Source organism: Methylobacterium sp. Leaf118 (genome assembly GCF_920984675.1).
In the GTDB taxonomy this organism is placed as follows: Bacteria; Pseudomonadota; Alphaproteobacteria; order Rhizobiales; family Beijerinckiaceae; genus Methylobacterium.
Genome location: NZ_CAKLBV010000014.1, coordinates 1 through 23715, shown reverse-complemented (window position 1 = coordinate 23715; position 23715 = coordinate 1). Strand labels below are relative to the sequence as shown.

Below are 23715 nucleotides of genomic sequence, written 5' to 3'. Positions count from 1 at the left end.
GCGCGGCCCCGCGGAATGGGTTGCAGTGCTACGGCTGGCGCTCCTCGGTCTCGCTGCGGGGATCGCGGTCGCGCTGCCAGAGACGGGGGCGCCACTCGCGCGGCGGATCGACCGCATCGGCGAGGTCGGTCGCCCATACGAGGATGGAGGCCACGAAGCCGATCGTGCGCCGGATCAGGCTGCCGATAAGCGCGCGGGCAATGTCGGTCAGTCCGCGGACAGCCCTCATGTGGCAGCTCCATCAAGGCGAGACTGAAGCGCTGCAATCTGCGCTCGAAGGCGACGCGACTCCTCTTCCCGTGCGGCGCGGTCGAGCCACGCGGGCGGGTGGTCCATCACCGCGACGGCGAACTCCGGCCCATAAGCCGAGATCAGCCGGAGGAAGGCCCACGAGGTCGGCGCCGACCCACGGTCGAGCCAGCGCCCGATCGTGCTGACGGCGATGCCGGTGTCAGCCGACACGTTGTCCGCTGTCTTCTGCGGGTGAACCCGCCGCAGAAACTCCATCGTCTTCTCAGCAACAACTGTGCGCTCATCACCCACAACTGTGGTGTCGTTCCCTGGCGACTGTTTCATCGTCCTCCCCGATGCTGTGTGCATTGGAGAGGACAGCGAGGGGCCGGCGGTGAAGGAGGCGGCGGACATATCAGGCGGACCCGGCCGAATGGATCGGGAAGCACGCACGAAGCACGATGGCAGAGACAGCGACCGGACGGCGGACACCGGACCGGACGCGAACCAGGCTCCCGAAAAGGAGCGGCCAGCCCTGCAAGGCCGACCGCTCAGTCAGGGAGGAACCAGGGCCTCGGGCCCAGAGCACGGCCGAACGCAGAACGAAGACGGCCGAGGGGATGACGCCGAAGGCTCTGGCAGGCCGGCGGCGGAGGACGGGGCGACCAAGCGCGGTCGCCAGATGATGGCCCGGCTGGTGCGGATGCACGGCGGGCTGAGGCAGGGTGGATGAGGCGGCGATCACCGCTCGCTCCACGGCATGCGCGGGAGATCGACGTAGGCCCGGGACAGACCCTCAGCCCCAAGGGCGACGAGGATGCAGGCCAGAAGGATGGCGAGGGCGCGGGTCATGCCGACTGCCTCGCCGGCGCCGGCCGCGTGATCCCCTCAGGCCAATCGAGATGAGGAGGCCAGCTATCCGCGAAGAAGCGCATCGCCCTCTCGTAGCGGCCGAGATAAAGGTCCCGGCCGGCCGCGATGGCATCAAGCTTGTTGGTGTCCTGGAACAGGCGCCAGCTAACGGTCGTGCGCTCGAGACCGAGGGCCTGCCCATAGATCGATGCGAGTTCGAGGATCTGGTCTCGGCCGGTCATGGGAGCCTGCAAGGAAGGACCAGACCAATATCGGTAGAAATACCGTTAGTGTCAACGGCCTTATTACCGCTCTGTGCGGCCGCTTCGTGCGGTTATCCTACCGCCATGGAAATGCACGAGATTTTGGCTCGGATTGAGCGGCGCCTGGAGGCGGTCGGCTTGACAGAGAGCGCCGCTTCGAAGCTGGCGGGTAAGCCGGACGCGATCCGGAACCTACGCCGCGCGCTCGAGAAGGACGGCCGGCAGGGTGTCAGCACCGCCACCCTGAACGCACTTGCTCCCGTGCTGGGCACGACCCCGGTCTGGCTTTTTGCGGGCGCTGGCCCGGAGACGGTCGGCGAGCCCGGCGAGGAGAATCATGCGCTCGCAGATGGTCCGAATGAGATCGGAGACGCGGTGCTCGTCAACGCACGGCTAGCCCGGGTCATCTATGCCGGGGTGGTCGAGGCAGGCTCCTTCCGAGAAGTCGCCGATTTCGACGACATCGAGCATGAGGTCATCGCCTATCCGGCCGACCCCGATTATCCTTGGGTGCAGCAACTGCAATTTGAAGTGCGCGGCGACTCGATGAATGCGCTGTCACCAAGGCCTATTATGAACGGGGACAGGCTCATTGCCCTGGACTTCGAGGGGCTTAATGGCCGAGTCGCCCTGCATACAGGACTTATCGTTGTCGTGCAGCAGAGCAAGGATGGAGGTCTCCTTGTCGAGCGATCCGTCAAACAACTTGAAGTGTACGAAGATCGCTACGAGTTTCATCCGAGATCGCACAACAAAAAGCTTAAGCCTATCGTTACCCCGCACGACATGACTGCAGAGGACGGCAAGGAAGTGCGCATTTTGGCTCTGGTCCGGAGCGTGATGAACCGGCTCTGACGGTCAAGCCCCTTCCGCGAAATAGGCGACGATCCGGCTGCGCTGCCCTGTACAGGTCTCGCACTCAAAGCTTTCTCGGTGAGAGGCGGAGCGGATCACACCATCCACGCACTTGGGCGTCGCGGCCCTAGCCGGATCCACGAGCACCGAGCGATAGCTCTCCCCCATGCATGAGAGGCACCGCAAACGGACGCGGTAGAGACGCCTTGGAGACCCGACCGCTTCTACCTGCACTGACGACTCCTGGAACGATGTTGCCAGGGTGTTCTCATTTCCTGCGGTTGTCGAGAGCACATTGAGCACGTTTGGCTCGCTGTGGATGGCGGGCATATCTCCGCGTCGCCGCTTGACGGTTTTTCTACCGCTTCTGACTTGACGCGGTACAAATACCGCTGATAGGGTCTGCCCATCGCCACCCCGCGATGGAGCGCCCCGATGGCCCCCGCCTACTTCACCCAGCGCCGCCTCGACGGCCTGTACGCGATCTACGACGCCCGCGGCCCGGTCCTTGGCTACGAGGCCATCGAGACCCGCGGTGACGCTGAGGCGCACATCCTCGACCTGATCGAGCGCGACCGCCGCGAGGCTGCTGCCATCGACGAGTGCGTGGCCGGCTTCGACGCTCTCCTGGCGGAGGCGGCGTGATGGAGGGCGATCTCTCCGCCGCCGTCGCTCAGATGCTGATCCGTGGGGAGGGCATCCGTCAGGAGGACGACCCTTCTGTCTGGGTGGACGCCATGCTCGATCGATGGCCGGGCATCACCGCCGACGAGATTGAGCGCGGCTTTCATATCGCCATCGAGATCCAGCGCGCCGACGATATCGCCGGGGCCCGCGCCGATGGCTGACCCCTGGCCCGCCATCGCGCTCCTCACGGCCAGCACCTTCCTCGGCGCCTCCGTCGTGACCCTGCTCTGGGTCCTGTGCCGCACGCCCTCTCCGCGCCGCGTCCGCTCTGCCGTGACGACTGGCCCGGCCACTATTCCTTCCCCCGCCAACCTGAACTCCGAGACCGCCCATGACGCCGCATCTGTCGTCGGCCGCTGAGCCGCGCCCTGATCTGACCGCGGCGGCCATCGGGCTTGTTGCTCTCGCCATCGCCGTCGGCGCGCCCGGCACGGTGATCTGGTGCCTCTTCGAGAATGGGTGGCTGTGATGACCGGGCAGGCCGATCCTCATCGCGCGCAAATTCTTCGGCAGCAATGCAATCGCACATTCGCCGGCAAGCGCCACGCCGACGTGGTCGGGGCGATCGAGATGCTTACCGCCGACCTGCTTCTGGCCCTGCCCGGCTTGACCGAGAAGCAGGCCATCGGCGGCGCCGACGCCATCGCTGCCGACATCCGAAACATCATCCGCGAGCGCTTTGCCGCGGCCGGCAAGGGGCACTGACCATGGCCGCCTCCGCAGCCCTCGCCTGCCGTCAGCAGCAGCGCGCCACCTTCACGGTCCGCTCGACCGGCTCCGCCTTCACCGTCGTCCGCGAGATGTCGGGTCACGACGTGCAGCGGGTCGAAGAGGTCTCCGACTACGGGCCATTCCCGACGGCCAGCGCGGCCAACGCCTTCGCCTACCGCGCTGCCGAGAGCTTCTTGCAGCAGCACCCGACTTTCGTCGCGGAGGCCCGCCCGATCAACGCGGGCCGGAACACGGGCACGCCTGAAGTCGTGAGTGCGCACGCATGAGCGCCCCCGTCATGCCCTGCCTCTCGCTCGGCGAGACCAACGACGCGCTCCGCTCCGCCGCGGAAGCTCTCGATACCGCCCGCTATCACATGGACCGGGTCCTGGCCGGCGCCCGTGAAGGCTCCTGCTCCATCCGCCAGGCGCTCTGGGCGACCGATCTGCGGAACGAGGCCCTGTCGTTCGCCGGGTCGGCCGGCGCGGTCGAGGCGGCCGTGCAGCACGCCATGGAACACCAGACAACCCGAACGCAGGAGGCCGCATAATGGGTGAACTTGCTCACGTTGCCGAGCGCGAGACCGCGCCCGCCGCACCGACCAGTGAGACTAGCGCGATCATCAGCATGATCGAGCGCGCCGCCCGTGACCCGGCCGTCGATCTCGACCGGATGGAGCGTCTGTTCGCCATGCGTGAGCGGATGGTCGCTCGGGAGGCCGAGACCGCGTTCCAGGCGGCGATGACGGCCGCCCAGGCCGAGATGCCCCAGGTTCTTCGCGATGCTGAGAACAGCCACACGAAGTCCGCCTACGCCCGGCTCGAAACGATCGCGAAGGCCGTCACCCCGATCTACACGAGGCACGGCTTTGCCCTCTCATTTGGGACCGACGCGTCGCCGGTCGAGGGTCACTACCGACTGACCTGCGAGGTCACGCACGCCGCTGGCCATCGGCGCACCGTTCATGCCGACCTGCCATCCGATACGGCCGGCGCGAAGGGCGGCGCGAACAAGACCGCGGTCCAGGGCTTCGGCTCCACGATGAGCTACGGGCGGCGCTACCTGACGCTGCTGATCTTCAACGTCGCCCTCACGAACGAGGACAACGACGGCAACGACTACGGCGATCCGCCGTGCATCGGCGCGCAGCAGGTCGAACAGATCGAGGCCTTGGTGCGCGAGACCGGCGCCAACCTCGCCAAGTTCCTCGGCATCTTCCGAGTGGAGACCGTCGCCGCCATCCCGGTTGGGCGATACGGCGAGGCCATGAGCATCCTCCGGGAGCGCCAGCAGGCGCGCGGAGGTGCCCGATGAGCACTCTCCGCATCCTCGACTGTGAACAGGGCTCGCCGGAGTGGTTCTCGGCACGCGCTGGTCTGCCGACCGCCTCCGAGTTCGCGACGATCCTCGCCAAGGGCCGGGATGGCGGCGCCAGCAAGACGCGCCGCGCCTACATGATGCGCCTCGCCGGCGAGCTTCTGACGGGCGAGATCGCTGAGACCTACACCAACGGGCACATGGAGCGCGGCAAGGCGCTGGAGCCCGAGGCCCGCAACCTCTACGCCTTCCAGGCGGACGTGGACCCGCAGCAGGTCGGGTTCGTCGTCAACGGTTCCAAAGGGTGCAGCCCGGACAGCCTGATCGGCGACCGCGGCGCCCTGGAGATCAAGACCAAGCTCCCGGCGCTGCTGATCGACTGCCTCCTCCGGGACGAGTTCCCGGCCGAGCACAAGGCGCAGTGCCAGGGCGTGCTCTGGGTCGCCGAGCGCGAGTGGATCGACATCGCCGTCTACTGGCCGCGCCTGCCGCTGTTCGTGAAGCGGGCGCATCGGGACGAGGCATACATCGCCGGCCTCAGCTCCGCGGTAGACGCCTTCAACGACGAACTCGCCGAGATGGTCGAGCGGGTCCGCCGCTACGGGATTCCGGCGGAGGCGGTCGCAGCATGACCGACGCCCTGCATGTCGAGCACGAAGAATGGAGGCCGCTGTCTGTCATTGCCGGACACAGCGTCTCCTCGTTCGGACGGGTTCGCAGGGACCTTCCTCGCTTCGGCGGAGGCGGATCGATCCGGCCGCCGCTCGAATGCCTGTCGCTGCGAAAACTGCCGACCGGATATATTCAAGTTGACGCATCAATCAATGGGCGCAGGACGACGCACTATGTGCATAGGCTAGTAGCTGAGGCTTTTCTTGGCCCTCCCAAAGCAGGGCAAGACCGTGTCCTGCACAAGGATGACGATCCTTCGAACAATAGGCCCGACAACCTTTGCTGGGGAACCGCCGCCGACAACTCGGCGGATATGGTCCGCAAAGGCCGTCAAGCCAAAGGCGTTAGAGCCGGCGCGTCAAAGCTGTCGCCTGATATGGTTCTTTCAGTTCGAAGAGATAGTGCTTCTGGCATCTCGCAAAGAAAGATCGCATCGAAATACGGAATTTGCCAAGCGAATGTAAGCCTAATTGTTTCTTGCGCAACGTGGAGGGATATCTGATGGACGCTCTACCCCCGATCCCCTATCGTTGGGACGGCGAAGCCCTCGTCCCCGCCGGCCCGCATTGGGCCCGCCGCGCCAACGAACTCCTCGTGGTCGGCCAGACCTACACGATGGAGGAGCGGCAGGAGCGCTCGTCCAAGTCGCACGCCTTCTACTTCGCGGCGGTGAAGGAGCTTTGGGAGAGCCTTCCCGAGGCCGCTTCTCGCGACCTGTCGACGCCAGAGCACGCCCGCAAGCGCGCCCTGATCCAGACGGGCTTCCACCGCCGGCACGACGTGGCCTGCGCCAGCAAGGCCGAGGCAATCCGGGTCGCGGCCCTGGCGGCGATGCTCGACGCCTACGCGGTGGTGGTCATCGATGGCACGCTCGTCTCAATCCTGCGGGCCCGATCCCAGGACTACCGCAACATGGACCGCAAGACCTTCGCGGCCAGCAAGCAGGCGGTCCTCGATTACCTGTCCGATCTGGTCGGCGTGCCGGCTGGCGAGCGGAGGGCCGCGGCATGACCGACGATCGCATCGAGTGCCCGCACTGTCAGCACATAATCCCGATGACGGACGGAGAGCGACTTCAAGGCCACGTCACCTATTGGGGCCAAGAACGCATCACCAGCCTCGAATGCCCGAAGTGTGAGCGCGAGGTGTTCCTACAGGAATACGTGAAGCGCTGGTGGAATGCTGGCCGGACCGCCGAAGAGGCGGCCGAACTATGAAGCGCGCCGAGCCACGCCGCACTCCGCCTGTCGGCAAGCAACTCGCCGCCGCGAAGCGCCAGATCGCGGAGCTTATGAAGCGCTGCGGCATGGTGCCGGTTGAGGTGCCGGTCGATGAGGTCGTCTTGCAGTGCGACCACGACCCGGCCCTCGGCCTGCGCGATGTCTGCCCGAAGACAGGTCAGCACGTCCCGCACCAGCACGACGACCGCTATCTCGTGTTCCGGCCCGACTACCGCCACGCGATCAAGACGCGCGGCAACGGAGCCACGACGGCCGGCTCGGATGTCGGCGAGATGCGCAAGACCCGGCAGCTGGTCGAGGCGCGGGTCGGTCGTGGAGAGATCGCGCCGGACGATCCGAGCATCGCACCGTGGGCGCCCCCGACTGACAAGCGGCCGACGCCCAAGCAGCAGATCAAAGGCGCCAGCTTCCCGAAGGCCGAGCCACAGCGCCGCGCCTCGACTCCCCTCGCCAAGCCCCTCCCGCCCCGTCGCTCGCTTTTCGGAGGCGCATAGCCATGCGGACCGACTACGTCCCCGTCACCGATCCTCACAGCCTCTCCGAAGCGCAGGCCCGCGTCCGCGCAGCGCTCAAGCGCCAGGGCGACGCGGCTATGGCCGCTTCCGGAGCACGCGCTGCCGCCGTGCCCAATCTGCCGCTCCCGGCGCCTTCCGGGCCAGGACCGGAAGAGAAGAAGGAACGCGGGCCCCTCACCAGCGAAACCCCCATCAAGGCCGTGATTGCCGAGGTCGCCTCCGCGTTCGACGTTTCCTATGCCGAAGTCGTCGGCCCGCGCCGCAGCGCCCGCATTGTCGCCGCCCGCTGGGCCTGCATCGACGCGGTGCATCGGCTCAAGCCCCTCATGAGCCTGCCCGAAATCGGCCGACGCTTCGGCGATCGAGACCACACCACCATCCTGCACGCCATCCGCAAGATGGAGCGGGTCGGCGTGCCCCAGCCCCCGGCCTCGTCCGGCAAGCCGACGGGAGGCCCCTGACATGGCAACTCCCTCAGCCGATCGCGACAGCATCCTCGCGACCCTACTCACGGGCAAGAGCCAGACCCAGACGGCCGCCCTTCACGGCGTCACGCGCTCAACCGTCGAACGGGTCGTGCGTCATCACCGGGCCGACCACCCGATCTTGAGCGCCAAGAAGCCGAACCGCGTCCCGCCCCCGGGGTCAATCCCGATCCCTTCGTGGGTCCGCCGCGCCGATCTGGTGTCGGACTATGCCGATGTCGCCCGGCTCTCTGACGAGTTCGACGCCGCCCGTCACTGTCGCCGCCTCCTTGAGGAGTCCCGGGCATGACCGGCGCCCTCGACGTCACCCGTACCGCGATCCCCACCCCCGCGCCCCGATCGGCGCCGCGCATCGCCCCGGACGCCCCAGGCCGGGACGCATCCCCAGAACAGCACGAGAGGAGCGCGTGACGATGAGCGACGAGGTTCTAGCTGCCAAACGCAGGCAGGTTGTAGATCAATGCAGGGCTGTCGCGCACCTCGCGAGGGCAATCGCCAAGGTCCACGATCACTATGAGGGGATACATCGAGCCGGCGCCTTCAACTTGATACTCAACCAAGTCGGCGAAAGAACATCCGATCTGATGGATCAATTGGGCGACATCTTGAACGAGATGGATGCCTGCACGCCCGAAGATGAGTGGACGCATCAAGTCTTTGAAGCGCGGGAGCGGTTCGATTGGAGGCAGGTATGATCGACCACGACCACCAGGGCGCGCTTGGCGCTGAGACGAGGACGGCTGCTCTCTGGTCCGCGTGGCCGGAGGATGACTGCGACAGCGATCCCCGCATCGACCCGATGGCGCAGAAGACCACGGAGTGGTTCGTTGGTCGGTGGCCCAACGGCGCGGATGAGCCCGAGTGCCGCATCCTTATTGGCGGAGGGCGTTCGGCCGAGATCGTCGCGCGGCGCATCGCCGAGAAGCTGACGAGCATCTTGAGCACGGGCACGATCGTCGGGCGAAAGCCCTCCACCCCGGCCACCAATCCGGGCGTGCCGGAGGAGGTGCGGGCGGGTCGCCCATCGGACGACGCCCTCTTCGCAGCGGATGCGTGGCTAGAGCGCCTGCGTAAGGACGAGGACACGCTCGGCGGGCAGATGCTCATCGACACGGCGAGGATTGCCGTCCGCACCCTCCTCGCCGCCCATCTGGCCGGGCAGCGCGGCGGCGAGACGAGAGCGGACGGGCGGGGGGAGAAAAAACCCTTGCCTCCGCACATCCGGGCCAGCCTCGACGAACTCCTTGCTATGACGTCAGACGACTGGATGCTCCTGCGTGCGATGGAGCCCGAGCTTGTCGCGCGGTTCGCGTCTTTCCTCGAAGCCTCCCCCGCCCCTACGGCGGACAGGGGACGGGATGCGGGGGGTCGCTTCCGCGTCGGGCGGAAGGTGCCGCGCCATGTCTACGAGGGCGACGAACCGCTCTTCACGATGCCAACTGAGGAGCAAGCCGCCCGGCTCGTGGATCTGCTGAACGCCGCCCCCGCGCCAGCCGGCGAGCATCCGGGCGGGTGGCGCTGGACCGTCCGCGACGGGCTGCCGATCTCCGATGCAGAATTTGGGGAGAGGTGGCTTCTGACGTGGTGCGAGACCTCCGCAACCTACGACATCGCTTGCATCACCAACGAGTGGGGGCACCTAGAGCCGATTACGCTGACCGGTATGGACGCATGGACGTGGCTCGCATTCTCGCCCGGCGATCCGCCCGCTCCTCCCCCTGCTGGGGAGGCCTGAGCCGTGGGACGCTTCGCTCAAGGCTTGGCAGCTTCGCCCTTGACTGTCCGCTGTTCGTCGGCGGGAGGGTTTTCATACGACCTGTCGGCAAGCCTGAGCGCTCAGGCGCTCTTCAATGGAGGGCGCCAGCTATGACACACGGCCATCAACCTAAGCATCAGCCAGAAGGGCGCCCTACTCCGCCTACCGGCGGCAGCGGCGTCATTCCGCCCAGCGGTCACATCGATCCGGCCCGCGTCCTCGCAGTCTACGAGGACCACATCGCTCGCTTGCAGGAGGAAGCGGGCTCTTGGCGGCGCGTCGCTGAGCGGGTCGAAGCAGAGAAAGCCGTCCTGTCCGCCCGCGTCGATACGCTGACGATCGCAATGCGGAACGGCAGGCACTGCGCCCTTGGAGGGAACGCCGATAAGTCCACAGCCGAGATGCTGCGCTTCCTCGCCGACCACGCGCCGGAGGGACGAGCGCTCTCCGAGATGCCGACCAAGAACGACATCCTCGACCGCGCTTCCCGCCTGGAAAACGCCGACCGCATGATGCGGGCGGCCCTCTACCCGGAGTACTGACGATGGCCGAGACCCCGACCCACGCGACTCTGTTCGTCAGCATCTCGACGGACGCCTACGAGGACTGCGCTCGCATAGCAGAATGCTGGCGGTGCGAGGCCCTGTCGAGCACGCCGCAGGTGATCCGGGAGCGCACCGAACGCCAGAACAAGGTAGCAGTCGAGATCGCAGCAGCTATCCGCGCCAAGGGCGAGAGCGCGAGCATTGCTATATCGAAAAACATAGAAGCTATAGCCCGGTCTATTGCTGCCGAGAAGGTTGGTTCGGCCGATCCTACGGGATCGCGATTGCCAGAAGATATTTGGAGGCAATGCCTTCCGGAGGCTCGTCTGCGGCAAGCCTTGGGAGACGGCAAGCTACGCGAGGCCGCCGCTGCGGTACTTCGGGCCTGTATTGCGGACATGGAATTCGGCCTTGCTCACGACCTTCATGACGATGAGCCCGTGCGCGAAAGCCTGTTTGGCGACTGGAGGTCCGCTCTCACGGTTGGCGATCTGCGGCGCCTGGAAACCGCTCTTCGCGGCACACCTCGGTGGCCGCCATCCAAGGACGAAGAAGCCGCTGAACTCTTCCAGTCCGAGCGCATCTCGGAGGCTTTGGCGACCTTCGATTACGTGCTCGGCGATCTTGAGCCGGATGACCCGGATCGTGAGGAGCGCACCTTCGACGCGATGAAGGCCGCGATCCAGCGCGCCGATCACATCGCACGCCCAGGCCGGATCGGCGAGGTCTGACATGTATTCTTGGAACGATCCCTCAACGGCTCCTCACAACGAGGAAGTCATCATCCAGACCCGCTACGGCATGTACATCGCGCAGTGGTTCTCGCTTCGCTCGCACGTCAGCGAGCATCGGGGCTGGTATGTCCATGACGGCCACCAGTGGCACGTGATCCACGACGAAGAGATCGAGTGCTGGATGCCACTGCCTGACAGGCGGCAAAAGCTGACAACATCCGAAACCGGCGCCTCGGACCAGCCGGAGCGATCCGCTGGTCTAGGCCCTAACAGGTAAGGCCTGAGCCGTGGGACGCTTCGCTCAAGGCTTCGCGGCAGCCTACCTGTTGGCCGCTCTGTATCACTGCGCGCTTTTCGCTCAGCCGGGCGTCGTCACGCCCGCAGGCGGCGCGCCAATCCTCGCCCTGGCGTGGCCGATAGCGCTCGCGCCCATCTTCTGGCGCGAGATCAAGCCCTCGCGAACGGAGCCCTGCCGATGACCGCCCCCACCACCGAGGCGCAGGCGCTGCGGGAGGCGTTGGCTGAAGCATCGCGCGAGAACACCATCCTCCGCGCCAGCCTCGCGAATAGCAGCAGCCCATGCGCCTACTGCAAGCTGCCCCGCGAGGAGTGGTCGAAGTGCGCGTCAGGCTTTCCCGGCTGCGACCGGGCCGATGACGCGATGCTCTGCCCTCATGTGGGCGCAGAGCTTGAGACAGCCGACCGCCTTGCAGCCGCCGAAACCGCGCTCGACGCCCTCTCCGCCGAGGTCGAGGCGCTGAGGGCGAGGGTCGAGCGGAATGAGAGGGCTCTGGTCCTGCTGCTGCCGTTCGTGGACTTCGCGGCCGGCGAGGGGCTGAGCTTCGATCCTGACCCCAACGATATGGGGGCACGGCTGGACGCGTGTGACCTGTGTGTCGCAGCCGCGGAAGCGCTCGGCCATGAACTCGGCGATCCCGACTACATGACCCGGCTGGCTGCCGGGAAAGCTGCTGTCCGCGCCGCCCTCGCCCAGCCCGAGCAGGAGGGCGAGACGCGCTCTTCCGCCCTCGCAGAGAAGGACATGACCCATGAATGACCGAGAGCGTGAAGCCCAGGATATTGCGGACGAACTGGTGCGGATGCTGACGCGTCGGCTCTGCGAAGGTGCCAAGGCGGGCACGCTGATCGCTGGCCTCAGCCTGGGGCTCAGCGAAACGCGCAAGTCGGACCCTCAAGGCGAGATGATCGTCGACCTCGTTCGGGGCATCCTCGATCAAGAATTCGGCCCAGCGAAGGGCCCTGACCATGGCCGCTGATCTTGCGCGCAGGCCCATGACCGCGGATGGCGAGCCGCTGCGTGATGAGTTCTACCCGCCGCTCCCAGACATCGAGGCCGCCATAGTGAACCCGGCGCCGGACGGGCGCCCTTGGCTGAAAGGCTGCGGTGAGTGCTTGTTCCGCACCAACGACCCGCAGGGTGTCGGTGTGAGTTACGCCGACAGTATCCGGCTCAACAACCTCCATGCGGTAGGGTTCTTCTACTGCGTTCACCGCAAGGACGGGGAGCACAACCGGGTCTGTGCATCCTACGCGGCCTGCCGGGCGGGCGCGCATCACCGTTCTGAAAAGTACGCAGCGGCCCTCATCGCCCAGACCGAAGGAGCCCGCCATGACGCATGATCAGGAGATCGCGAGCCTATCCGACGCCCTGGCTTACCTGAAGCCACACGAGGCCAACAACGGCACGATCAGCCTGCGGGCTGCGAAGGCCCGGCATGCGGTCGAGGTCATTGAGGCCGAGATCGCCGCCCTCCGGTCGAAGGACCGCGAGGACGGGGCGCGGCCTTCCGAGCCGCCGCCCGGCCTGCTGATGAGCATGGCGATCCGGTATGACCACGCCATAGGGATGCCGGGATACTACGAATGGAAGACAATACCGGGCCTCGGCACGCGAGAGCCGGTTCGGCACGCTCGCATCCTCAGCAACAGGCTCGGCACGATGCGGAAGATTTGGGAGGAGGTGTCCGACCAAGGCTTCTACAGCCCCGAGCGCGAGGCTGAATACATCGCCTGGGCCGAAAGATGCGGCGTGACCTTCGGAGAGAACGGGCGGCCGAGGCCCCTTCCCCTCCGCCCCGCACAGGAGGGAGACGAACCCGGCCGCTCCGCCCTTACGGACACGGCCCAAAGCGGGCGGGAGGGAGCGGATGGGTAGGGAGGAAGGAGGGACCATGCTCGACGAACAGACCGCTGGCAGCTCTTCGTCCGCCCGCAAGCCGGGCCGCGAGATCAAGCACGCGCTCACGCCGATCGCCTATCGACCGGGAGACGCGGCGCACGTCCTCGGCGTCAGCCGCTCCACCATCTACAAGATGATGGCCGACGGAGATCTTGAGGCACGGCATCTCGGCGGCGCCACGCTCATCGCTCATGAAGAGTTGCTGCGTGTGTTGCGCTCGGCGCCGCTGACGCCGCACACGAAGTTCGCCCAGGCCTCCATCAAATGACGCCGCTTCGCCAGGGCATCGCCGCGCCGATACGCTCGCTCCGTCTCATCTCCGACGAGGTGGGCCAAGGCGGCCTCGGCAACGTCCCCTGGGAAGTCGGTCTCTTCGTCCACCCAATCGCGGAAGGTGGAGCGAAAGCCGTGGGTCGTGAAGTCGCCCATCTTCCCCCGGCGCAGGAGCATCAGGAACACCATGTCGCTGAGCTTCGCCAGCTTGGTCGAAGGGAACACCAGATTGCACGGTCCCGGCGCGATGGCTCGCGCCTCCTCAAGGATGGTGATCGTCTCTGCCGTCAAAGGCACGCGGTGTTCGCGCCCGCCCTTCATCCGCTCGCCCGGAACAGTCCACAGGGCTTCAGCCATGTCGATTTCGTTCCAGGTCATCCCGCGGGTTTCGCCCGTGCGGGCCGCCGTGAGGATCGTCAGCCTGAGGGCAAGGGCACTCAGCTCGGGACGGTGGCACAGGTATCGGTAGAAGCCGGGCAGCTTCGTCCGCGGCATCGCGGCGTGATGGCCGCGCTTGAGCTTCTTGACCCGGGGCAGGATCGTATCGAGGTGCCCGCGCCAGCGGGCCGGGTTCTCGCCGCTTCGATGCCCGCTGGTTCGGGCAGCGTCGAGGACACGCTCAATCCGCCCTCGGATGCGCCGAGCCGTCTCGCTCTTCGTTGCCCATATCGGTCGCAGCACGTCGAGCACGTCGTTAGTGGAGATCTGTGCGACCGGCATCGGCCAGATCGCGGCGGCCTGCACCTCCAAGGTCTGGCGCCACTGCTTGCGGTGCGCCTCGTTCTTCCACCCCACCTCCTGATCGGCCATGTAGGTCTGCGCCACCTCACCAAAGGTGACCGCCTTGGTGGGGATGGGTGGTGGGGACGCCTCTCTCTTCTCGGTGAGAGGGTTCGTGCCAGACGCGATCTTCTGCCGGGCCGCGCTCGCCAGATCTCGGGCGGCCGTGAGGGGGACGGAGTTGATAGCGCCGAGCCCCATCTCGTGGCGCTTCCCACCCATACGGAAGAGCATGACCCAGCTTTTCGCGCCGCTAGGGCTGATGTTGAGATAGAGCCCGCCGCCGTCGGCGTGTCGGCCCGGAGTGGTCAGCGACTGCACCTTGCGAGCCGTCAGGCGATTGATTGCATTCGCCATCCCCACCAGCCCCACAATCGTCCCCACCGCCATCCCCACCGCGACACGCGACAAGGCGCTCTCGGGTTAGGACGCCATTGGACGGTTAGGGCGTGTCCTGTCTCAGGAGCAAGGTCGATGCGCACACACCCGTGGAAAATATCGGACACTATCGCATTTTTCGCTGGCGGAAGGGGTGGGATTCGAACCCACGGTGGAGTTGCCCCCACGGCGGTTTTCAAGACCGCTGCCTTAAACCACTCGGCCACCCTTCCAAGCCTTTAAGATGCCTGGAGAAATCGGCTCCGACGTCTGGCGCCGAAAACCGCGTTTGCTACCGCTTTGCTACCACTTCAGCCCGCGGTCCTGTCTATGGCCGCCCGCAGGGCAGCGTCAACCTTCGTTGCCGCATCCTCCTGCATTCCCGGCAGAACGTGGCTGTACAGGTCCAGGGTGATCGCGATGCTGGAGCGGCCAAGGCGCTCCTGCGCGATTTTCGGGTGGATGCCGTTGGCCAGCATCTGCGTCGCGTGGCTGTGCCGAAGGTCGTGGAAGCGGATGCGGGGCAGCGTCGCTGCCAGAGCCAGGATCCGCATGAATTCGTGGGTCAGGCTGTTGGGCTGTACCGGCTGGCCGGCCACCGCCGGGGCCGCGGCGGCGCTGACGCCGGCCCTGCTCGCCATGCTGCTGGAGGGCATCGACTGGCGCACGCCGCGGCGCACCGACCGGCCGACGATCGCGGGCTGAGGCGGAAGATTACCGAGCCGGTCGTGTCCGGGACCGAGGCTGTGGCGAGCCCCTTCCGCAAGGCCTAAGCTGTTGGCGTGGCTCTCGATCCTGCCCTGCTGCCCGACGACGTCGACGCGCTCAAGCGTCTGATCGTCGGCATGGCGCGCGAGGCGGTCCAGGCCGACACCCTGATCGAGAAGCTGCGCTTCGAACTCGCCCGGCTGAAGCGGGCGCGGTTCGGTGGCTCCTCCGAGAAGCTCGGCGAGCGGGTCGAGCAACTCGAACTGGCCATCGAGGCGCTGGAGACCGACGCGGCCGAGCGCTTGGGTGCCGCGCCGCGTGGCCCAGTCGGTGGAAGCTGCACGCCTCAGGCTGGCCCGGCGGGCCTTGCCCGAGCACCTGCCGCGCGCGAGCGTGGTTCATGCCGGCCCCTGCACCTGCCCGGCCTGTGGCGGGGGCTCACGCCGGATCGGCGAGGACGTGACCGAGAGCCTCGACTACGTGCCGGGCCGCTTCAAGGTCGTGCGCCACGTGCGCGAGGCTTTTGCCTGCCGTGCCTGCGAGCAGGTGGTGCAGGCCCCCGCGCCCCACCACGCCGTTCCCCGCGGACGGGCCGGTCCCGGGCTGCTCGCCCACATCGCGGTGGCGAAGTTCGACGACCACCTGCCGCTCTACCGCCAAGCCGAGATCTATGCCCGTGACGGGGTGGACCTGGCCACCTCGACGCTCTCCGGCTGGCTCGGTGCCATCGCGGCCACCTTGAGGCCGCTGGTCGATCTCCTGCGCCGGGAGGTGATTGCCGGCTCGGCCGTCCTGCACGGCGACGACACGCCGATCCCGGTGCTGGCGCCGGGCAGCGGCAAGACCCGGACCGGCCGGCTCTGGACCTACGTGCGCGACGAGCGTCCCCACGGTGGCACCCGTCCGCCGGCGGCCGTGTTCTACGCTTCGGCCGACCGCCGGGGCGAGCGCCCGCTCGCGCATCTGGCAGGCTTCTCCAGCGTGTTGGTGGCCGACGGCTATGCCGGCTTCAACGCACTCTACGAGAATGCCCGACCGGGCGGCCCGCTGACGGAGGCGGCCTGTTGGGCTCATCTGCGCCGCAAGATCTTCGACGTGCATGCCGCGACCGGCTCGGCGCTGGCCGCGGAGGCACTGGCGCGGATCGGCGCGCTCTCCGGGATCGAGCGTGAGCTGCACGGCAAGCCGCCCGACGCCCGCACCCGTGAGCGGCAGGCCCACGCGAAGCCGCTGGCGGCGGCGCTGAAGCTGTGGGCGGAACGAAGCCTGACCCAGCTGCCGGGGCGGTCCGAACGGGCCAAGGCGCTGCGCACCATGTTGGCCCGCTGGTCGGCGCTCATCCGCGCCTTCGACGACGGACGCATCGCGCTCGACAACAACGCGGCCGAGCGGGCGCTGCGCGGCGGTCGGGCGCAAGACTTACCTGTTCGCCGGCTCCTAAACAAAAACGCGAGAGGTATGAGACAACCGCCGGGCACATCTCCGAGTCTCAATGATCCTAATCCCCAGGCGTCTCAGCCGCAGTGAGGTTACCCGTGCGCCGGTGCGGCTTACGCGATCAAGAAGTCGTCGGCGAAGAGCGCGGCTTTGTTGTCGAACACGGCGATCTTCACCTTCACTGCGCTCCCCGAGCCGTCCGCGTCGTAGAAGAGCTCACCGGTCGATTGTTTGTAGAGGAGGCGGTCGCTGGCATCGACCGGTCCCGAATCGAGGTTCTTGAACGCAGCGCCCGCGAGCGGGCCGGGGGCCAGCGCCGTGAAGATGGCGTCGGAGAGCCGGATCGTGTCGTCGGAGGCGAAGTCGGTGATGCGGTCGACATTGCCGGGGCCGATGGCGCTGTTGAAGACGAAGGTGTCGGCTCCACCCCGGCCGGTCAGCACGTCGTTGCCCCAACCGCCATCCAAGATGTTGGCACCGGTGTTGCCGGTCAACGACTGAGCGCGTGCGTTGCCGGTTAGGTTGAGCGCCGCCGATCCGGTCGAGACGAGGAGCCGCAGCGCCTCGATTTCCTGGCCCGCCGCCAGCATGTAGCTCACCGAGGAAAGTACCGTATCGTTGCCTTCGCCCACCCCCTCGATGACTTGGTCGGCACGGGTGTCGACATAGTATGTGTCGGAGCCGAAGCGCCCGATCAGCACGTCGGCGCCGGCTCCCCCATTGAGGGTGTTGGCACCGTCGTTGCCGGTGAGCGTGTTGGCGCTGGCGTTGCCGGTGAGGTTGATGGAGGCGAGTGCGGTTGGATCGATCGTGTCAAGGTTCTCGATGGCCTGTCCGGCGGTGAGGGCGTAGCTGACGCTCGTGACGACGCTGTCGAAGCCGCCGCCCGCCGCCTCGATGACCTTGTCGCCGGCATTGTCGACGATGAAGGTATCGTCCCCCGCCCCGCCCGTAAGAGTGTCGGCACCGAGCCCGCCATCAAGGATGTCGGCCCCGCCGAGGCCACTGATCGTGTCGGCGCCGTCCGAGCCGATCATGCGGTCGGCCGCGTCCGAGGCGACGAGCGAAACGCGGAACACGTCCGCGTTGCCGTTGGTGTCGCCGCGCACGAAGTTGGTTGCATTGCTCGAGAAGGTGACGAACCGCCCGTCGGAGGAGATGTGCGGATCGTTAGACGCTTGGTTGCCCTCCGCTCCGTTCCAGGCCAGGGACAGGCGGGTGGTGGTTCCCGCAAGGGTGTCGCGCAGGAAGATGTCACTCTTGCTGTTGGTGTCACCCGCGACGAGGTTGGTGGCCTCGCTCTCGAACACGACGTAGCGTCCATCGGCCGAGATGCCAGCATTGTAGCTCCCGGCGTTCCCAATGACGCCGCCCGCGTTCGCAGAGACGAGCTTGGTCGTGCCCGTCGCCATGTCGCGCAGGAAGACGTCAACCTGACCGTTGGTGTCGTTCGCGAGGAGGTTGCCGGCGAGGCTCTCGAAGACGACATAGCGGCCGTTGTCCGACAAGTCCGCCCGGAAGCTGTTGCGGTCGGTCTGCGTACCGCCGCTTCCGAGCGAGACGCGGGTGGTGACGCCTGTCACCTTGTCGCGCAGGAAGATGTCGGAGGCGCCGTTGGTATCGCTCGCGACGAGGTTGCCGGCGTTGCTCGTGAACACGACGTAGCGTCCGTCGGCCGAAGCGGTGGCCTCGTAGCTGGCGCCGTCACCCTGGCTGCCGTCCGTGGCGACGGAGATTAGCCGGGTTTTTCCGCTCAGCATGTCGTAGGCGAACACGTCGGACCAGCCGTTGCCGTCACCGGCCACGAGGTTGCTGGCATTGCTGGTGAAGACCACGGTACGACCGTCCGCGGTGATCTGAGGTTCGGAGCTGAAACTGTTCCCCTCGGTACCGTCGCTGGGCTGAGAGATGCGGAAGGTCGCGCCCGACTGCATGTCCCGCACGAATACGTCGTATTGCCCGTTAGCATCTGAACCCACGAGATCGGTGGCATAGCTTTGGAACGCCACGTATCGGCCATCGTCGGAGATCGTGCCGGCGGAGGAGACATCGTTGGCAGTTGAGCCGTCAGGGGCGGCCGAGATCAGTGTGGTGGCGCCCGTTACGGTATCGCGTAGGAAAAGGTCGGTGGAGCCGTTGTCGTCGTCCTGAACGATATTGCTGGCGAAGCTTTGAATCAGCACGTAACGTCCGTTTTTAGAAATTCCGTCTGAGTTGCTCGAACTGTTTCCTGCGGTGCCTGCGCTGGATACGGACACGCGAACGAGACTTGCAGTGTTAACGGCGGCCATGATTGCGTTTCCTCAGTGGCAGGCGCTCGGCTCTGCGCCCGAAAACCCGCGGGCAGCTCGGTCGGCGGCTTCCGTTCAGAAGAGGACTGACGGGTGGACTAGGCGAGAAGTCAAGCGCAGTCGTGGCGCGCCCGGACACATCGTCGTCCGAATTTCCGACTGATCAGCTCCACGACCGGGGCAAATGGGGCGCTGCCGCTCGGGCGTGCAGTCTTCGGCGATGGAGGTCGCGGCGGTGGGATCAGTGCCGCGTGGCCGTGTCCTCCGAGAACGTTCGGGTGCCTTCCTTATGGACGCATTGCTCGAAGACCTCGTAGGCCTCTACGTCGGTCTCGAAATTCCCGTCCCAGACGGTCTATCCATCCTCATGATCGACGACCTCAAGCGTCCCGCCGTCGTTTGTGCCGGCGAAGCGGTAGATGTGGACTTGGATGGTCACGCCATGCCGCGTCACGCGGCGGGAAAGCGGAGAGAACTCAAGCTCCCACTCATACCAAATCCGGTTGATCCCTTCCCAAATCCGGTTGATCCCTTCGGGATGGCGGATTTGGGCTTCGCTCAAACGCCGCGCGGGCTTGCCTGATCCGGGCTCCGCTTTGATCAAGCGGAGCCCGGATCAGGGATCGAAGTGGCGATCCGAGAGCCGTGCCCGCTCCCGCAGCGAGGGCCAAGTCGGTACCCGGCCCGGCGGACTGAACGGAAACCTGGACGTTTGGCGTCCACCTTTCGCAGCCCGGCCGGGCCTCACGACCGCCGATCTCGCCGCCAGCATTGCAGCCTCTCTACCCGAACAGACAGGGGCTATCTGCTACCGCTTTTGCTGCCCAACTCGGTATCACAGGCCGTGATGGGCCGGCATGAGGACGGCGTTGCGAGGCGAAAAACGCATACAGGACAACAGCTAAGCGAACTGAAAAGGATTTGTCAGGATGGCCGAGAGCGAGTTTCAAGACCGCTGCCTTAATCCACTCGGCCACCCTTCCCCGAACCGGCGCGGGACGCCGGGCCGGTTCGTCGTGTCTAGGGCCGCGGGCCGACGCCCGTCATTGCGGGGGATCAGGCCGGGCGCAGGCGGGTGAGTTGGTCGAGCAGTGCACGGTCGTGGAGAAGGGCGAAGCGCTCGCGGGGTGAGAGCCAGGCCTGCGCTTCGGGCAGCGTTTCCGCCTCGACGATCTTGGCGCGGGCGAGCGTGTGCTCGGCGTCGATCTGGCCGCGGGTGCGGGCGCGGCCCTCGGGCAGCATCGCGGCATGGTCGCGGGCGAGGTCGGGGTCGGCGTGCAGGGCCGCCAGCGCGTCTGTGTCGTCGAAGCCGCGCGCCGCGTTGCGGGCGGCGAGTTCGCCCGCGTGCCGCGCGATGGCGGGGGGCGCCTCCTCCTCTGGGGTGACGAGCAGGCCACGCCGCTTGAGGGCGAGGCCGAGCGCCAGCTGTCCGCTCGCCCAGGAGAGCGGAATCGCCAGGACGAGGCCGAGGATCGTCGGCGACATCCAGAGGAACAGCGAGGTCGCGATCGCGAAGGCGGCGATGCCCGTGACGATCCCGAGCCCGGTGTGCCAGCGATGGCGGCGCACGATGTCGGAGAGGGGAATCGAGCCGTCGTCGCGCCGCTGCGGGTTCCAGCCGGTGTCGCGCCCGGCCAGGATCTGGAAGACCGAGCCCGACTGGACCACCATCGCGATCGGCGCGATCAGCGCCGAGAGCAGGATCTCGATGAGGAAGGAGAGGGTCAGGCGCCCGACCCCGCCGCTGGCCCGCCGGATCCGCGCATCGAGCAGCGCGAGAAGCAATCCCAGGAATTTCGGAGCCAGCAGGATGCCCATGGTGAGGGCGAAGAGTTGGAGCGCGCGCACGGGATCGAAGCGGGGCCAGACCGGGTAGAGGCCGAACTCCGCGGAAAAATACTCGGGACGCACCCAGGCGGTCTGCAGCACGATGATGAGGCCGATGACGAGCTGCGCCAGCCAGAGCGGCGAGGCGACGTAGCCGGCGATGCCCGTGGCGAAGTGCTGGCGGGAGGCCGGGGCGAGACCCGCCGCGCCGATGACGCGGGCGTGCTGCAGGTTCCCCTGGGCCCAGCGCCGGTCCCGCACGGCCAGATCGATCAGGGAGGGCGGGCTCTCCTCGTAGGAGCCCTCCAGCCGCGGCAGCATGGTCACGCCCCAGCCCGCGCGGCGGATCAGGGCCGCCTCGACGAAATCGTGGCTGAGGATATGGCCGCCGAAGGGCGGACGGCCCTTCAGGTCGGGCAGGCCGGCGGCCTCGGCGAAGGCACGCATCCGGATGATGGCGTTGTGGCCCCAGTAATTGCTGTCGCGGCCGGACCAGACCGACAGGCCGGTGGCAATGACCGGGCCGTAGATGCGCGCCGCGAATTGCTGGAGCCGCGCGAACAGGGTGTTGCGGTTGATGATGAGCGGCAGGCTCTGGACGATGCCGGCCTGCGGGTCGGCCTCCATGGCGGCGGCGAGGCGGACGATGCACTCGCCCGTGAGCAGGCTGTCGGCGTCGAGCACCAGCATGTGGTCGTAGGCGGCGCCCCAGCCGGTGACGAAATCGGCGATGTTGCCGGCCTTGCGGTGATGGTTCTTCTCGCGATGCCGGTAATAGAGGCGCGCCTCCGGGCCGAGTTCGGCCCGCAGCGCCCGGAAGGCGCGTTCCTCGGCGATCCAGGCGTCGGCTTGCGTCGAATCCGAGAGCACGAACCAGTCGAACGCGGTGCCGAGGCCCGTGGCCTCGACCGCGTCGTGCATCGCCTGGAGACCGGCGAAGACCCGGGCGCTGCCCTCGTTGTAGACCGGCATGACGACCGCGGTGCGGGTGGTCAGGGCCGTCGGCACCGGCGCCTCGGGGCCGGCCCGCAGGAGGGCCGCGAAGCCGAGAAGCGCCGCGGTGAAGGCCAGCGCGATCCACGAGAAGTTCAGAACGAACAGCACCAGCAGCACGTATTGCAGCCAGGTGGCGCCGCCGGAGACCGAGATCACCTCGTACATCTGCCACGCGCCGTAGGCGGTGAGCGCCGCGGCGCCCCCGAACACGAACAGGCGGGCCGGCAGAGGCCCGCCCCCGCCCGCGCGCGTCGGCGCGGACGCCCGGCGCAGGTCCTGCACCGGCATTGCCAGGGGCGCGCGCGGCGGCATGGCCGGCGCGAGGGTGACCGCGCGCCCGCCGTCCGGCTCCTGCGTCGGGGCGATCTCGCGGGGGATCTCGCGAGGGATCTCGCGAGGGATCTCGGCGGTGTCAGACATCGATGCTCCGGTTCGCCGGACGCTCAGGGCGTCCAGCGGTACAGCCACGTCTCGGTGATCTGCCGACCTTCCGTCTTCAGGGCAAGGCGCAGCTCGCTCGCCCGCTCGCTGCCGGGATCGATCTCGAACGCGACCCGCACGGTGCGCTGCTCGGGGCGGACGAACCAGCGGGTCGCCCCCTCCACGAGCTTGCCCTGCCCGACGATCAGCACGGTCTCGAGGGGCCGCGCGGCGCCTTCGGGGGTGAACAAGGCCTCGCCCGTGAAGTCGACCAGGAACAGCCGGCGTGGATTGGCGCCCCCGCGTCCGCTGCGGGTGCCCGTGACGCGGGCGAGCGGCGCGATCCCGGGCTCGCTTCCCCAGGCCTGACGGTAGGTGAGGTGGACCTCCCGGCCCGCGGGCAGCGGCGCCTTGGGCCGCCAATAGGCGATCACATTCTCGTTGATCTCGGCGTCGCTCGGGATCTCGATGAGGGTGACGGCCCCCTCCCCCCACAGGCCCTCGACGCCCGCGGCCTCGCCGGGCTCGACCCAGAGGGAGGGGCCGCGCTCCCAACGGCGCCGGTCGTCCTCGAAGGTCTCGAAGCTGCGGTCGCGCTGGATCAGGCCGAACCCCTTCGGCCCGCTGTCGACGAAGCTCGAGATCTGGAGCGTCTCGGGGTTGCGCACCGGGCGCCAGATCGCCTCCTCGCCGCCGTTGCGGATCTGGAGACCGCCCGCCGCGTAGGCCGCGGCCCGGGCGTCGTCGGCCCCGCGCCGGTCGTGGGGACCGAACAGGAACGGGGCCTGCATGCCGGCAAGGCCGAGATGCTCGATGTCGCGGCGGGTCACCAGCGTGGCGGCGACCGTGGCCCCGGCGGTCTCGCCCGGCGTGAGTTCCAGCCGGAAGGCGGCGGCGAGCGATTCGGAATCAACCAGCGCGTGGATCACGAGGGGGCGGCCGGCCTCCTTCGGCCGCTCGACGAACAGGGCGCGCCAGCGCGGGAATTCCTCGCCGCGCGGGTCGGCGGGGCGCAGCATCAGGGCGCGGCCGTTGACGCCGAAATCCTGGCCCTGCCCGATCAGGCGATAGAAGCAGGCGCCCTGGAGGATCGCGAAGTCTTGATGCGTCTCGCCGATCCGGGCGCGGATGCGCAGGCCGGAAAAGCCCGGCTCCTTACCGGCCTCCGGCAGGGCGGCGCCGCCGCTGTCGTAGCCGGCGGGATCGTAGGCGATGGGGCGGACGATCCCGTCCTCGACGGTGAAGAGCGCGACCCGATCGGTGAAGTAGAAGCCGCGCAGGAGCGGCTCCAGGGCGACGCCGTGCGGCTCGCCGCCCCAGACCAGCCCGTCGGGGCGGATGCGGATGGCCCGGTACTGCTCCCGCGAGAGGTTTTTCAGACCGTCCGGCAGGTCATCGGTGGGGCTCGCCACGAAGGGGCGCCGGCCGAGCGCCCGGGCGAGGTCCGGCACGGTCGCGTCCGAGAAGGCCGAGCCGGCGGCGGGCAGGGCCGGAGCGGCGTCCTGCGCCAGGGCGCCCGCGGGCAGCAGGGTCAGGGCGGC

Annotated in this window: 35 protein-coding genes, 1 tRNA gene and 2 pseudogenes; 29 read left to right on the top strand and 9 right to left on the bottom strand. The window is 67.4% G+C overall.

What is annotated here, in order from left to right:
- Positions 1-28 precede the first annotated feature (28 nt).
- The 3 genes from LW587_RS08370 to LW587_RS08360 form a co-directional block, all read right to left on the bottom strand.
- Positions 29-229, bottom strand: coding sequence for a hypothetical protein (locus LW587_RS08370; RefSeq protein WP_232629131.1), 201 nt, complete (start codon positions 227-229; stop codon positions 29-31).
- Positions 226-576 carry a hypothetical protein gene (locus LW587_RS08365; RefSeq protein ID WP_232629130.1) on the bottom strand — a complete coding sequence of 117 codons (351 nt, stop codon included), beginning with the start codon at positions 574-576 and terminating at the stop codon, positions 226-228. The genes LW587_RS08370 and LW587_RS08365 overlap by 4 nt, the downstream gene beginning before the upstream one ends.
- Positions 577-1079: 503 nt before the next feature.
- The gene (locus tag LW587_RS08360; RefSeq protein WP_232629129.1) at positions 1080-1325 is read right to left on the bottom strand and encodes a hypothetical protein; all 246 of its coding nucleotides are present in this window, start codon (positions 1323-1325) and stop codon (positions 1080-1082) included.
- A gap of 105 nt (positions 1326-1430) precedes the next feature.
- Between LW587_RS08360 and LW587_RS08355 the strand changes: the two genes are divergently transcribed.
- The 26 genes and pseudogenes from LW587_RS08355 (at position 1431) to LW587_RS08230 (ending at position 13332) form a co-directional block, all read left to right on the top strand.
- Positions 1431-2201, top strand: a complete 771-nt coding sequence (locus LW587_RS08355) for a S24 family peptidase (protein WP_232629128.1) — start codon at positions 1431-1433, stop codon at positions 2199-2201.
- Positions 2202-2636: 435 nt separating this feature from the next.
- The gene (locus tag LW587_RS08350; RefSeq protein ID WP_232629127.1) at positions 2637-2846 is read left to right on the top strand and encodes a hypothetical protein; all 210 of its coding nucleotides are present in this window, start codon (positions 2637-2639) and stop codon (positions 2844-2846) included.
- A complete protein-coding gene (locus tag LW587_RS08345) occupies positions 2846-3049 on the top strand; it encodes a hypothetical protein (protein ID WP_232629126.1) in 204 nt (67 codons plus the stop codon). The genes LW587_RS08350 and LW587_RS08345 overlap by 1 nt, the downstream gene beginning before the upstream one ends.
- Positions 3042-3248, top strand: coding sequence for a hypothetical protein (locus tag LW587_RS08340; protein ID WP_232629125.1), 207 nt, complete (start codon positions 3042-3044; stop codon positions 3246-3248). Before LW587_RS08345 ends, LW587_RS08340 begins: the two co-directional genes overlap by 8 nt.
- Positions 3220-3357 carry a hypothetical protein gene (locus tag LW587_RS08335; RefSeq protein ID WP_232629124.1) on the top strand — a complete coding sequence of 46 codons (138 nt, stop codon included), beginning with the start codon at positions 3220-3222 and terminating at the stop codon, positions 3355-3357. The genes LW587_RS08340 and LW587_RS08335 overlap by 29 nt, the downstream gene beginning before the upstream one ends.
- The gene (locus tag LW587_RS08330; protein WP_232629123.1) at positions 3357-3593 is read left to right on the top strand and encodes a hypothetical protein; all 237 of its coding nucleotides are present in this window, start codon (positions 3357-3359) and stop codon (positions 3591-3593) included. Before LW587_RS08335 ends, LW587_RS08330 begins: the two co-directional genes overlap by 1 nt.
- A gap of 2 nt (positions 3594-3595) precedes the next feature.
- Positions 3596-3886: a hypothetical protein gene (locus LW587_RS08325; RefSeq protein ID WP_232629122.1), complete on the top strand. Its 291-nt coding sequence runs from the start codon at positions 3596-3598 to the stop codon at positions 3884-3886.
- Positions 3883-4149 (top strand): hypothetical protein, encoded by a 267-nt coding sequence (locus tag LW587_RS08320; protein ID WP_232629121.1) that lies wholly within the window; start codon positions 3883-3885, stop codon positions 4147-4149. The genes LW587_RS08325 and LW587_RS08320 overlap by 4 nt, the downstream gene beginning before the upstream one ends.
- A 77-nt stretch (positions 4150-4226) precedes the next feature.
- The gene (locus tag LW587_RS08315; RefSeq protein WP_232629120.1) at positions 4227-4913 is read left to right on the top strand and encodes an ERF family protein; all 687 of its coding nucleotides are present in this window, start codon (positions 4227-4229) and stop codon (positions 4911-4913) included.
- A complete protein-coding gene (locus tag LW587_RS08310; RefSeq protein ID WP_232629119.1) occupies positions 4910-5548 on the top strand; it encodes a lambda exonuclease family protein in 639 nt (212 codons plus the stop codon). The genes LW587_RS08315 and LW587_RS08310 overlap by 4 nt, the downstream gene beginning before the upstream one ends.
- Positions 5545-6090 (top strand): HNH endonuclease signature motif containing protein, encoded by a 546-nt coding sequence (locus tag LW587_RS08305; RefSeq protein ID WP_232629118.1) that lies wholly within the window; start codon positions 5545-5547, stop codon positions 6088-6090. Before LW587_RS08310 ends, LW587_RS08305 begins: the two co-directional genes overlap by 4 nt.
- Complete coding sequence (locus LW587_RS08300; RefSeq protein WP_232629117.1) at positions 6090-6599, top strand: hypothetical protein; 510 nt, start codon at positions 6090-6092, stop codon at positions 6597-6599. The genes LW587_RS08305 and LW587_RS08300 overlap by 1 nt, the downstream gene beginning before the upstream one ends.
- Positions 6596-6805, top strand: coding sequence for a hypothetical protein (locus tag LW587_RS08295; RefSeq protein ID WP_232629116.1), 210 nt, complete (start codon positions 6596-6598; stop codon positions 6803-6805). Before LW587_RS08300 ends, LW587_RS08295 begins: the two co-directional genes overlap by 4 nt.
- Positions 6802-7323 (top strand): hypothetical protein, encoded by a 522-nt coding sequence (locus LW587_RS08290; RefSeq protein ID WP_232629115.1) that lies wholly within the window; start codon positions 6802-6804, stop codon positions 7321-7323. The genes LW587_RS08295 and LW587_RS08290 overlap by 4 nt, the downstream gene beginning before the upstream one ends.
- A 2-nt stretch (positions 7324-7325) precedes the next feature.
- Positions 7326-7748 (top strand): annotated as a pseudogene (locus LW587_RS08285) (helix-turn-helix domain-containing protein); the annotation flags it as partial.
- 58 nt (positions 7749-7806) lie between these two features.
- Positions 7807-8118 (top strand): helix-turn-helix domain-containing protein, encoded by a 312-nt coding sequence (locus tag LW587_RS08280; RefSeq protein ID WP_232629113.1) that lies wholly within the window; start codon positions 7807-7809, stop codon positions 8116-8118.
- Positions 8119-8242: 124 nt separating this feature from the next.
- Positions 8243-8524 (top strand): hypothetical protein, encoded by a 282-nt coding sequence (locus LW587_RS08275; protein ID WP_232629112.1) that lies wholly within the window; start codon positions 8243-8245, stop codon positions 8522-8524.
- Positions 8521-9564: a hypothetical protein gene (locus LW587_RS08270; RefSeq protein WP_232629111.1), complete on the top strand. Its 1044-nt coding sequence runs from the start codon at positions 8521-8523 to the stop codon at positions 9562-9564. Before LW587_RS08275 ends, LW587_RS08270 begins: the two co-directional genes overlap by 4 nt.
- Before the next feature lie 269 nt (positions 9565-9833).
- A complete protein-coding gene (locus LW587_RS08265; protein WP_232629110.1) occupies positions 9834-10127 on the top strand; it encodes a hypothetical protein in 294 nt (97 codons plus the stop codon).
- 2 nt (positions 10128-10129) lie between these two features.
- Positions 10130-10861, top strand: a complete 732-nt coding sequence (locus LW587_RS08260; RefSeq protein ID WP_232629109.1) for a hypothetical protein — start codon at positions 10130-10132, stop codon at positions 10859-10861.
- 1 nt (position 10862) lies between these two features.
- Positions 10863-11141 carry a hypothetical protein gene (locus LW587_RS08255; protein ID WP_232629108.1) on the top strand — a complete coding sequence of 93 codons (279 nt, stop codon included), beginning with the start codon at positions 10863-10865 and terminating at the stop codon, positions 11139-11141.
- A 198-nt stretch (positions 11142-11339) separates the two neighbouring features.
- Positions 11340-11921 carry a hypothetical protein gene (locus LW587_RS08250; RefSeq protein WP_232629107.1) on the top strand — a complete coding sequence of 194 codons (582 nt, stop codon included), beginning with the start codon at positions 11340-11342 and terminating at the stop codon, positions 11919-11921.
- The gene (locus LW587_RS08245) at positions 11914-12141 is read left to right on the top strand and encodes a hypothetical protein (protein WP_232629106.1); all 228 of its coding nucleotides are present in this window, start codon (positions 11914-11916) and stop codon (positions 12139-12141) included. The genes LW587_RS08250 and LW587_RS08245 overlap by 8 nt, the downstream gene beginning before the upstream one ends.
- On the top strand, positions 12131-12505 hold the full coding sequence (locus LW587_RS08240; protein ID WP_232629105.1) for a hypothetical protein: 375 nt from the start codon (positions 12131-12133) through the stop codon (positions 12503-12505). The genes LW587_RS08245 and LW587_RS08240 overlap by 11 nt, the downstream gene beginning before the upstream one ends.
- Positions 12495-13040 carry a hypothetical protein gene (locus tag LW587_RS08235; RefSeq protein ID WP_232629104.1) on the top strand — a complete coding sequence of 182 codons (546 nt, stop codon included), beginning with the start codon at positions 12495-12497 and terminating at the stop codon, positions 13038-13040. The genes LW587_RS08240 and LW587_RS08235 overlap by 11 nt, the downstream gene beginning before the upstream one ends.
- Positions 13041-13056: 16 nt before the next feature.
- The gene (locus LW587_RS08230; protein WP_232629103.1) at positions 13057-13332 is read left to right on the top strand and encodes a helix-turn-helix domain-containing protein; all 276 of its coding nucleotides are present in this window, start codon (positions 13057-13059) and stop codon (positions 13330-13332) included.
- On the opposite strand, the gene LW587_RS08225 is transcribed toward LW587_RS08230, so the two are convergent.
- From LW587_RS08225 to LW587_RS08215, 3 genes are all read right to left on the bottom strand, one after another.
- Positions 13254-14528, bottom strand: a complete 1275-nt coding sequence (locus LW587_RS08225) for a tyrosine-type recombinase/integrase (protein ID WP_332839826.1) — start codon at positions 14526-14528, stop codon at positions 13254-13256. The two genes, LW587_RS08230 and LW587_RS08225, sit on opposite strands and share 79 nt — an antisense overlap.
- Positions 14529-14638: 110 nt before the next feature.
- Positions 14639-14728, bottom strand: a tRNA-Ser gene (locus tag LW587_RS08220).
- A 78-nt stretch (positions 14729-14806) separates the two neighbouring features.
- On the bottom strand, positions 14807-15460 hold the full coding sequence (locus LW587_RS08215) for a tyrosine-type recombinase/integrase (protein ID WP_232629102.1): 654 nt from the start codon (positions 15458-15460) through the stop codon (positions 14807-14809).
- Between LW587_RS08215 and LW587_RS24205 the strand changes: the two are divergent.
- Together LW587_RS24205 and tnpC are read left to right on the top strand one after the other, a co-directional pair.
- A pseudogene (locus LW587_RS24205) lies at positions 15374-15550 on the top strand (transposase domain-containing protein); the annotation flags it as partial. The gene LW587_RS08215 and the pseudogene LW587_RS24205 overlap by 87 nt on opposite strands.
- Positions 15510-16730 carry an IS66 family transposase gene (tnpC, locus tag LW587_RS08210; protein ID WP_232629101.1) on the top strand — a complete coding sequence of 407 codons (1221 nt, stop codon included), beginning with the start codon at positions 15510-15512 and terminating at the stop codon, positions 16728-16730. The pseudogene LW587_RS24205 and the gene tnpC, both read left to right, overlap by 41 nt.
- Before the next feature lie 23 nt (positions 16731-16753).
- Here tnpC and LW587_RS08205 read toward each other — a convergent pair whose 3' ends face one another.
- Positions 16754-18931 (bottom strand): hypothetical protein, encoded by a 2178-nt coding sequence (locus LW587_RS08205; RefSeq protein WP_232629100.1) that lies wholly within the window; start codon positions 18929-18931, stop codon positions 16754-16756.
- Positions 18932-19220: 289 nt separating this feature from the next.
- Between LW587_RS08205 and LW587_RS08200 the strand changes: the two genes are divergently transcribed.
- Positions 19221-19514, top strand: coding sequence for a hypothetical protein (locus LW587_RS08200; RefSeq protein ID WP_232629099.1), 294 nt, complete (start codon positions 19221-19223; stop codon positions 19512-19514).
- 473 nt (positions 19515-19987) lie between these two features.
- Here LW587_RS08200 and mdoH read toward each other — a convergent pair whose 3' ends face one another.
- Together mdoH and LW587_RS08190 are read right to left on the bottom strand one after the other, a co-directional pair.
- Positions 19988-22066 (bottom strand): glucans biosynthesis glucosyltransferase MdoH, encoded by a 2079-nt coding sequence (mdoH, locus tag LW587_RS08195; protein WP_232629209.1) that lies wholly within the window; start codon positions 22064-22066, stop codon positions 19988-19990.
- 131 nt (positions 22067-22197) lie between these two features.
- Positions 22198-23715: glucan biosynthesis protein (locus LW587_RS08190; RefSeq protein WP_232629098.1), on the bottom strand; the 1518-nt coding region annotated here is incomplete at its 5' end.

What these genes read in the sequence shown, in the direction of transcription:
- LW587_RS08280 (WP_232629113.1), top strand. Translation starts at nt 7,807, where the DNA reads ATGGCAACTCCCTCAGCCGATCGCGACAGCATCCTCGCGACCCTACTC.
- LW587_RS08310 (WP_232629119.1), top strand. Translation starts at nt 4,910, where the DNA reads ATGAGCACTCTCCGCATCCTCGACTGTGAACAGGGCTCGCCGGAGTGG.
- LW587_RS08340 (WP_232629125.1), top strand. Translation starts at nt 3,042, where the DNA reads ATGGCTGACCCCTGGCCCGCCATCGCGCTCCTCACGGCCAGCACCTTC.
- LW587_RS08275 (WP_232629112.1), top strand. Translation starts at nt 8,243, where the DNA reads ATGAGCGACGAGGTTCTAGCTGCCAAACGCAGGCAGGTTGTAGATCAA.
- LW587_RS08230 (WP_232629103.1), top strand. Translation starts at nt 13,057, where the DNA reads ATGCTCGACGAACAGACCGCTGGCAGCTCTTCGTCCGCCCGCAAGCCG.
- LW587_RS08360 (WP_232629129.1), bottom strand. Translation starts at nt 1,325, where the DNA reads ATGACCGGCCGAGACCAGATCCTCGAACTCGCATCGATCTATGGGCAG.
- LW587_RS08370 (WP_232629131.1), bottom strand. Translation starts at nt 229, where the DNA reads ATGAGGGCTGTCCGCGGACTGACCGACATTGCCCGCGCGCTTATCGGC.
- LW587_RS08295 (WP_232629116.1), top strand. Translation starts at nt 6,596, where the DNA reads ATGACCGACGATCGCATCGAGTGCCCGCACTGTCAGCACATAATCCCG.
- LW587_RS08205 (WP_232629100.1), bottom strand. Translation starts at nt 18,931, where the DNA reads ATGGCCGCCGTTAACACTGCAAGTCTCGTTCGCGTGTCCGTATCCAGC.
- LW587_RS08315 (WP_232629120.1), top strand. Translation starts at nt 4,227, where the DNA reads ATGATCGAGCGCGCCGCCCGTGACCCGGCCGTCGATCTCGACCGGATG.
- LW587_RS08335 (WP_232629124.1), top strand. Translation starts at nt 3,220, where the DNA reads ATGACGCCGCATCTGTCGTCGGCCGCTGAGCCGCGCCCTGATCTGACC.
- LW587_RS08355 (WP_232629128.1), top strand. Translation starts at nt 1,431, where the DNA reads ATGGAAATGCACGAGATTTTGGCTCGGATTGAGCGGCGCCTGGAGGCG.
- LW587_RS08270 (WP_232629111.1), top strand. Translation starts at nt 8,521, where the DNA reads ATGATCGACCACGACCACCAGGGCGCGCTTGGCGCTGAGACGAGGACG.
- LW587_RS08350 (WP_232629127.1), top strand. Translation starts at nt 2,637, where the DNA reads ATGGCCCCCGCCTACTTCACCCAGCGCCGCCTCGACGGCCTGTACGCG.
- LW587_RS08260 (WP_232629109.1), top strand. Translation starts at nt 10,130, where the DNA reads ATGGCCGAGACCCCGACCCACGCGACTCTGTTCGTCAGCATCTCGACG.
- LW587_RS08345 (WP_232629126.1), top strand. Translation starts at nt 2,846, where the DNA reads ATGGAGGGCGATCTCTCCGCCGCCGTCGCTCAGATGCTGATCCGTGGG.
- LW587_RS08200 (WP_232629099.1), top strand. Translation starts at nt 19,221, where the DNA reads ATGGACGCATTGCTCGAAGACCTCGTAGGCCTCTACGTCGGTCTCGAA.
- LW587_RS08290 (WP_232629115.1), top strand. Translation starts at nt 6,802, where the DNA reads ATGAAGCGCGCCGAGCCACGCCGCACTCCGCCTGTCGGCAAGCAACTC.
- LW587_RS08300 (WP_232629117.1), top strand. Translation starts at nt 6,090, where the DNA reads ATGGACGCTCTACCCCCGATCCCCTATCGTTGGGACGGCGAAGCCCTC.
- LW587_RS08250 (WP_232629107.1), top strand. Translation starts at nt 11,340, where the DNA reads ATGACCGCCCCCACCACCGAGGCGCAGGCGCTGCGGGAGGCGTTGGCT.
- LW587_RS08245 (WP_232629106.1), top strand. Translation starts at nt 11,914, where the DNA reads ATGAATGACCGAGAGCGTGAAGCCCAGGATATTGCGGACGAACTGGTG.
- LW587_RS08255 (WP_232629108.1), top strand. Translation starts at nt 10,863, where the DNA reads ATGTATTCTTGGAACGATCCCTCAACGGCTCCTCACAACGAGGAAGTC.
- mdoH (WP_232629209.1), bottom strand. Translation starts at nt 22,066, where the DNA reads ATGCCGCCGCGCGCGCCCCTGGCAATGCCGGTGCAGGACCTGCGCCGG.
- LW587_RS08365 (WP_232629130.1), bottom strand. Translation starts at nt 576, where the DNA reads ATGAAACAGTCGCCAGGGAACGACACCACAGTTGTGGGTGATGAGCGC.
- LW587_RS08235 (WP_232629104.1), top strand. Translation starts at nt 12,495, where the DNA reads ATGACGCATGATCAGGAGATCGCGAGCCTATCCGACGCCCTGGCTTAC.
- LW587_RS08320 (WP_232629121.1), top strand. Translation starts at nt 3,883, where the DNA reads ATGAGCGCCCCCGTCATGCCCTGCCTCTCGCTCGGCGAGACCAACGAC.
- LW587_RS08325 (WP_232629122.1), top strand. Translation starts at nt 3,596, where the DNA reads ATGGCCGCCTCCGCAGCCCTCGCCTGCCGTCAGCAGCAGCGCGCCACC.
- LW587_RS08240 (WP_232629105.1), top strand. Translation starts at nt 12,131, where the DNA reads ATGGCCGCTGATCTTGCGCGCAGGCCCATGACCGCGGATGGCGAGCCG.
- LW587_RS08330 (WP_232629123.1), top strand. Translation starts at nt 3,357, where the DNA reads ATGACCGGGCAGGCCGATCCTCATCGCGCGCAAATTCTTCGGCAGCAA.
- LW587_RS08305 (WP_232629118.1), top strand. Translation starts at nt 5,545, where the DNA reads ATGACCGACGCCCTGCATGTCGAGCACGAAGAATGGAGGCCGCTGTCT.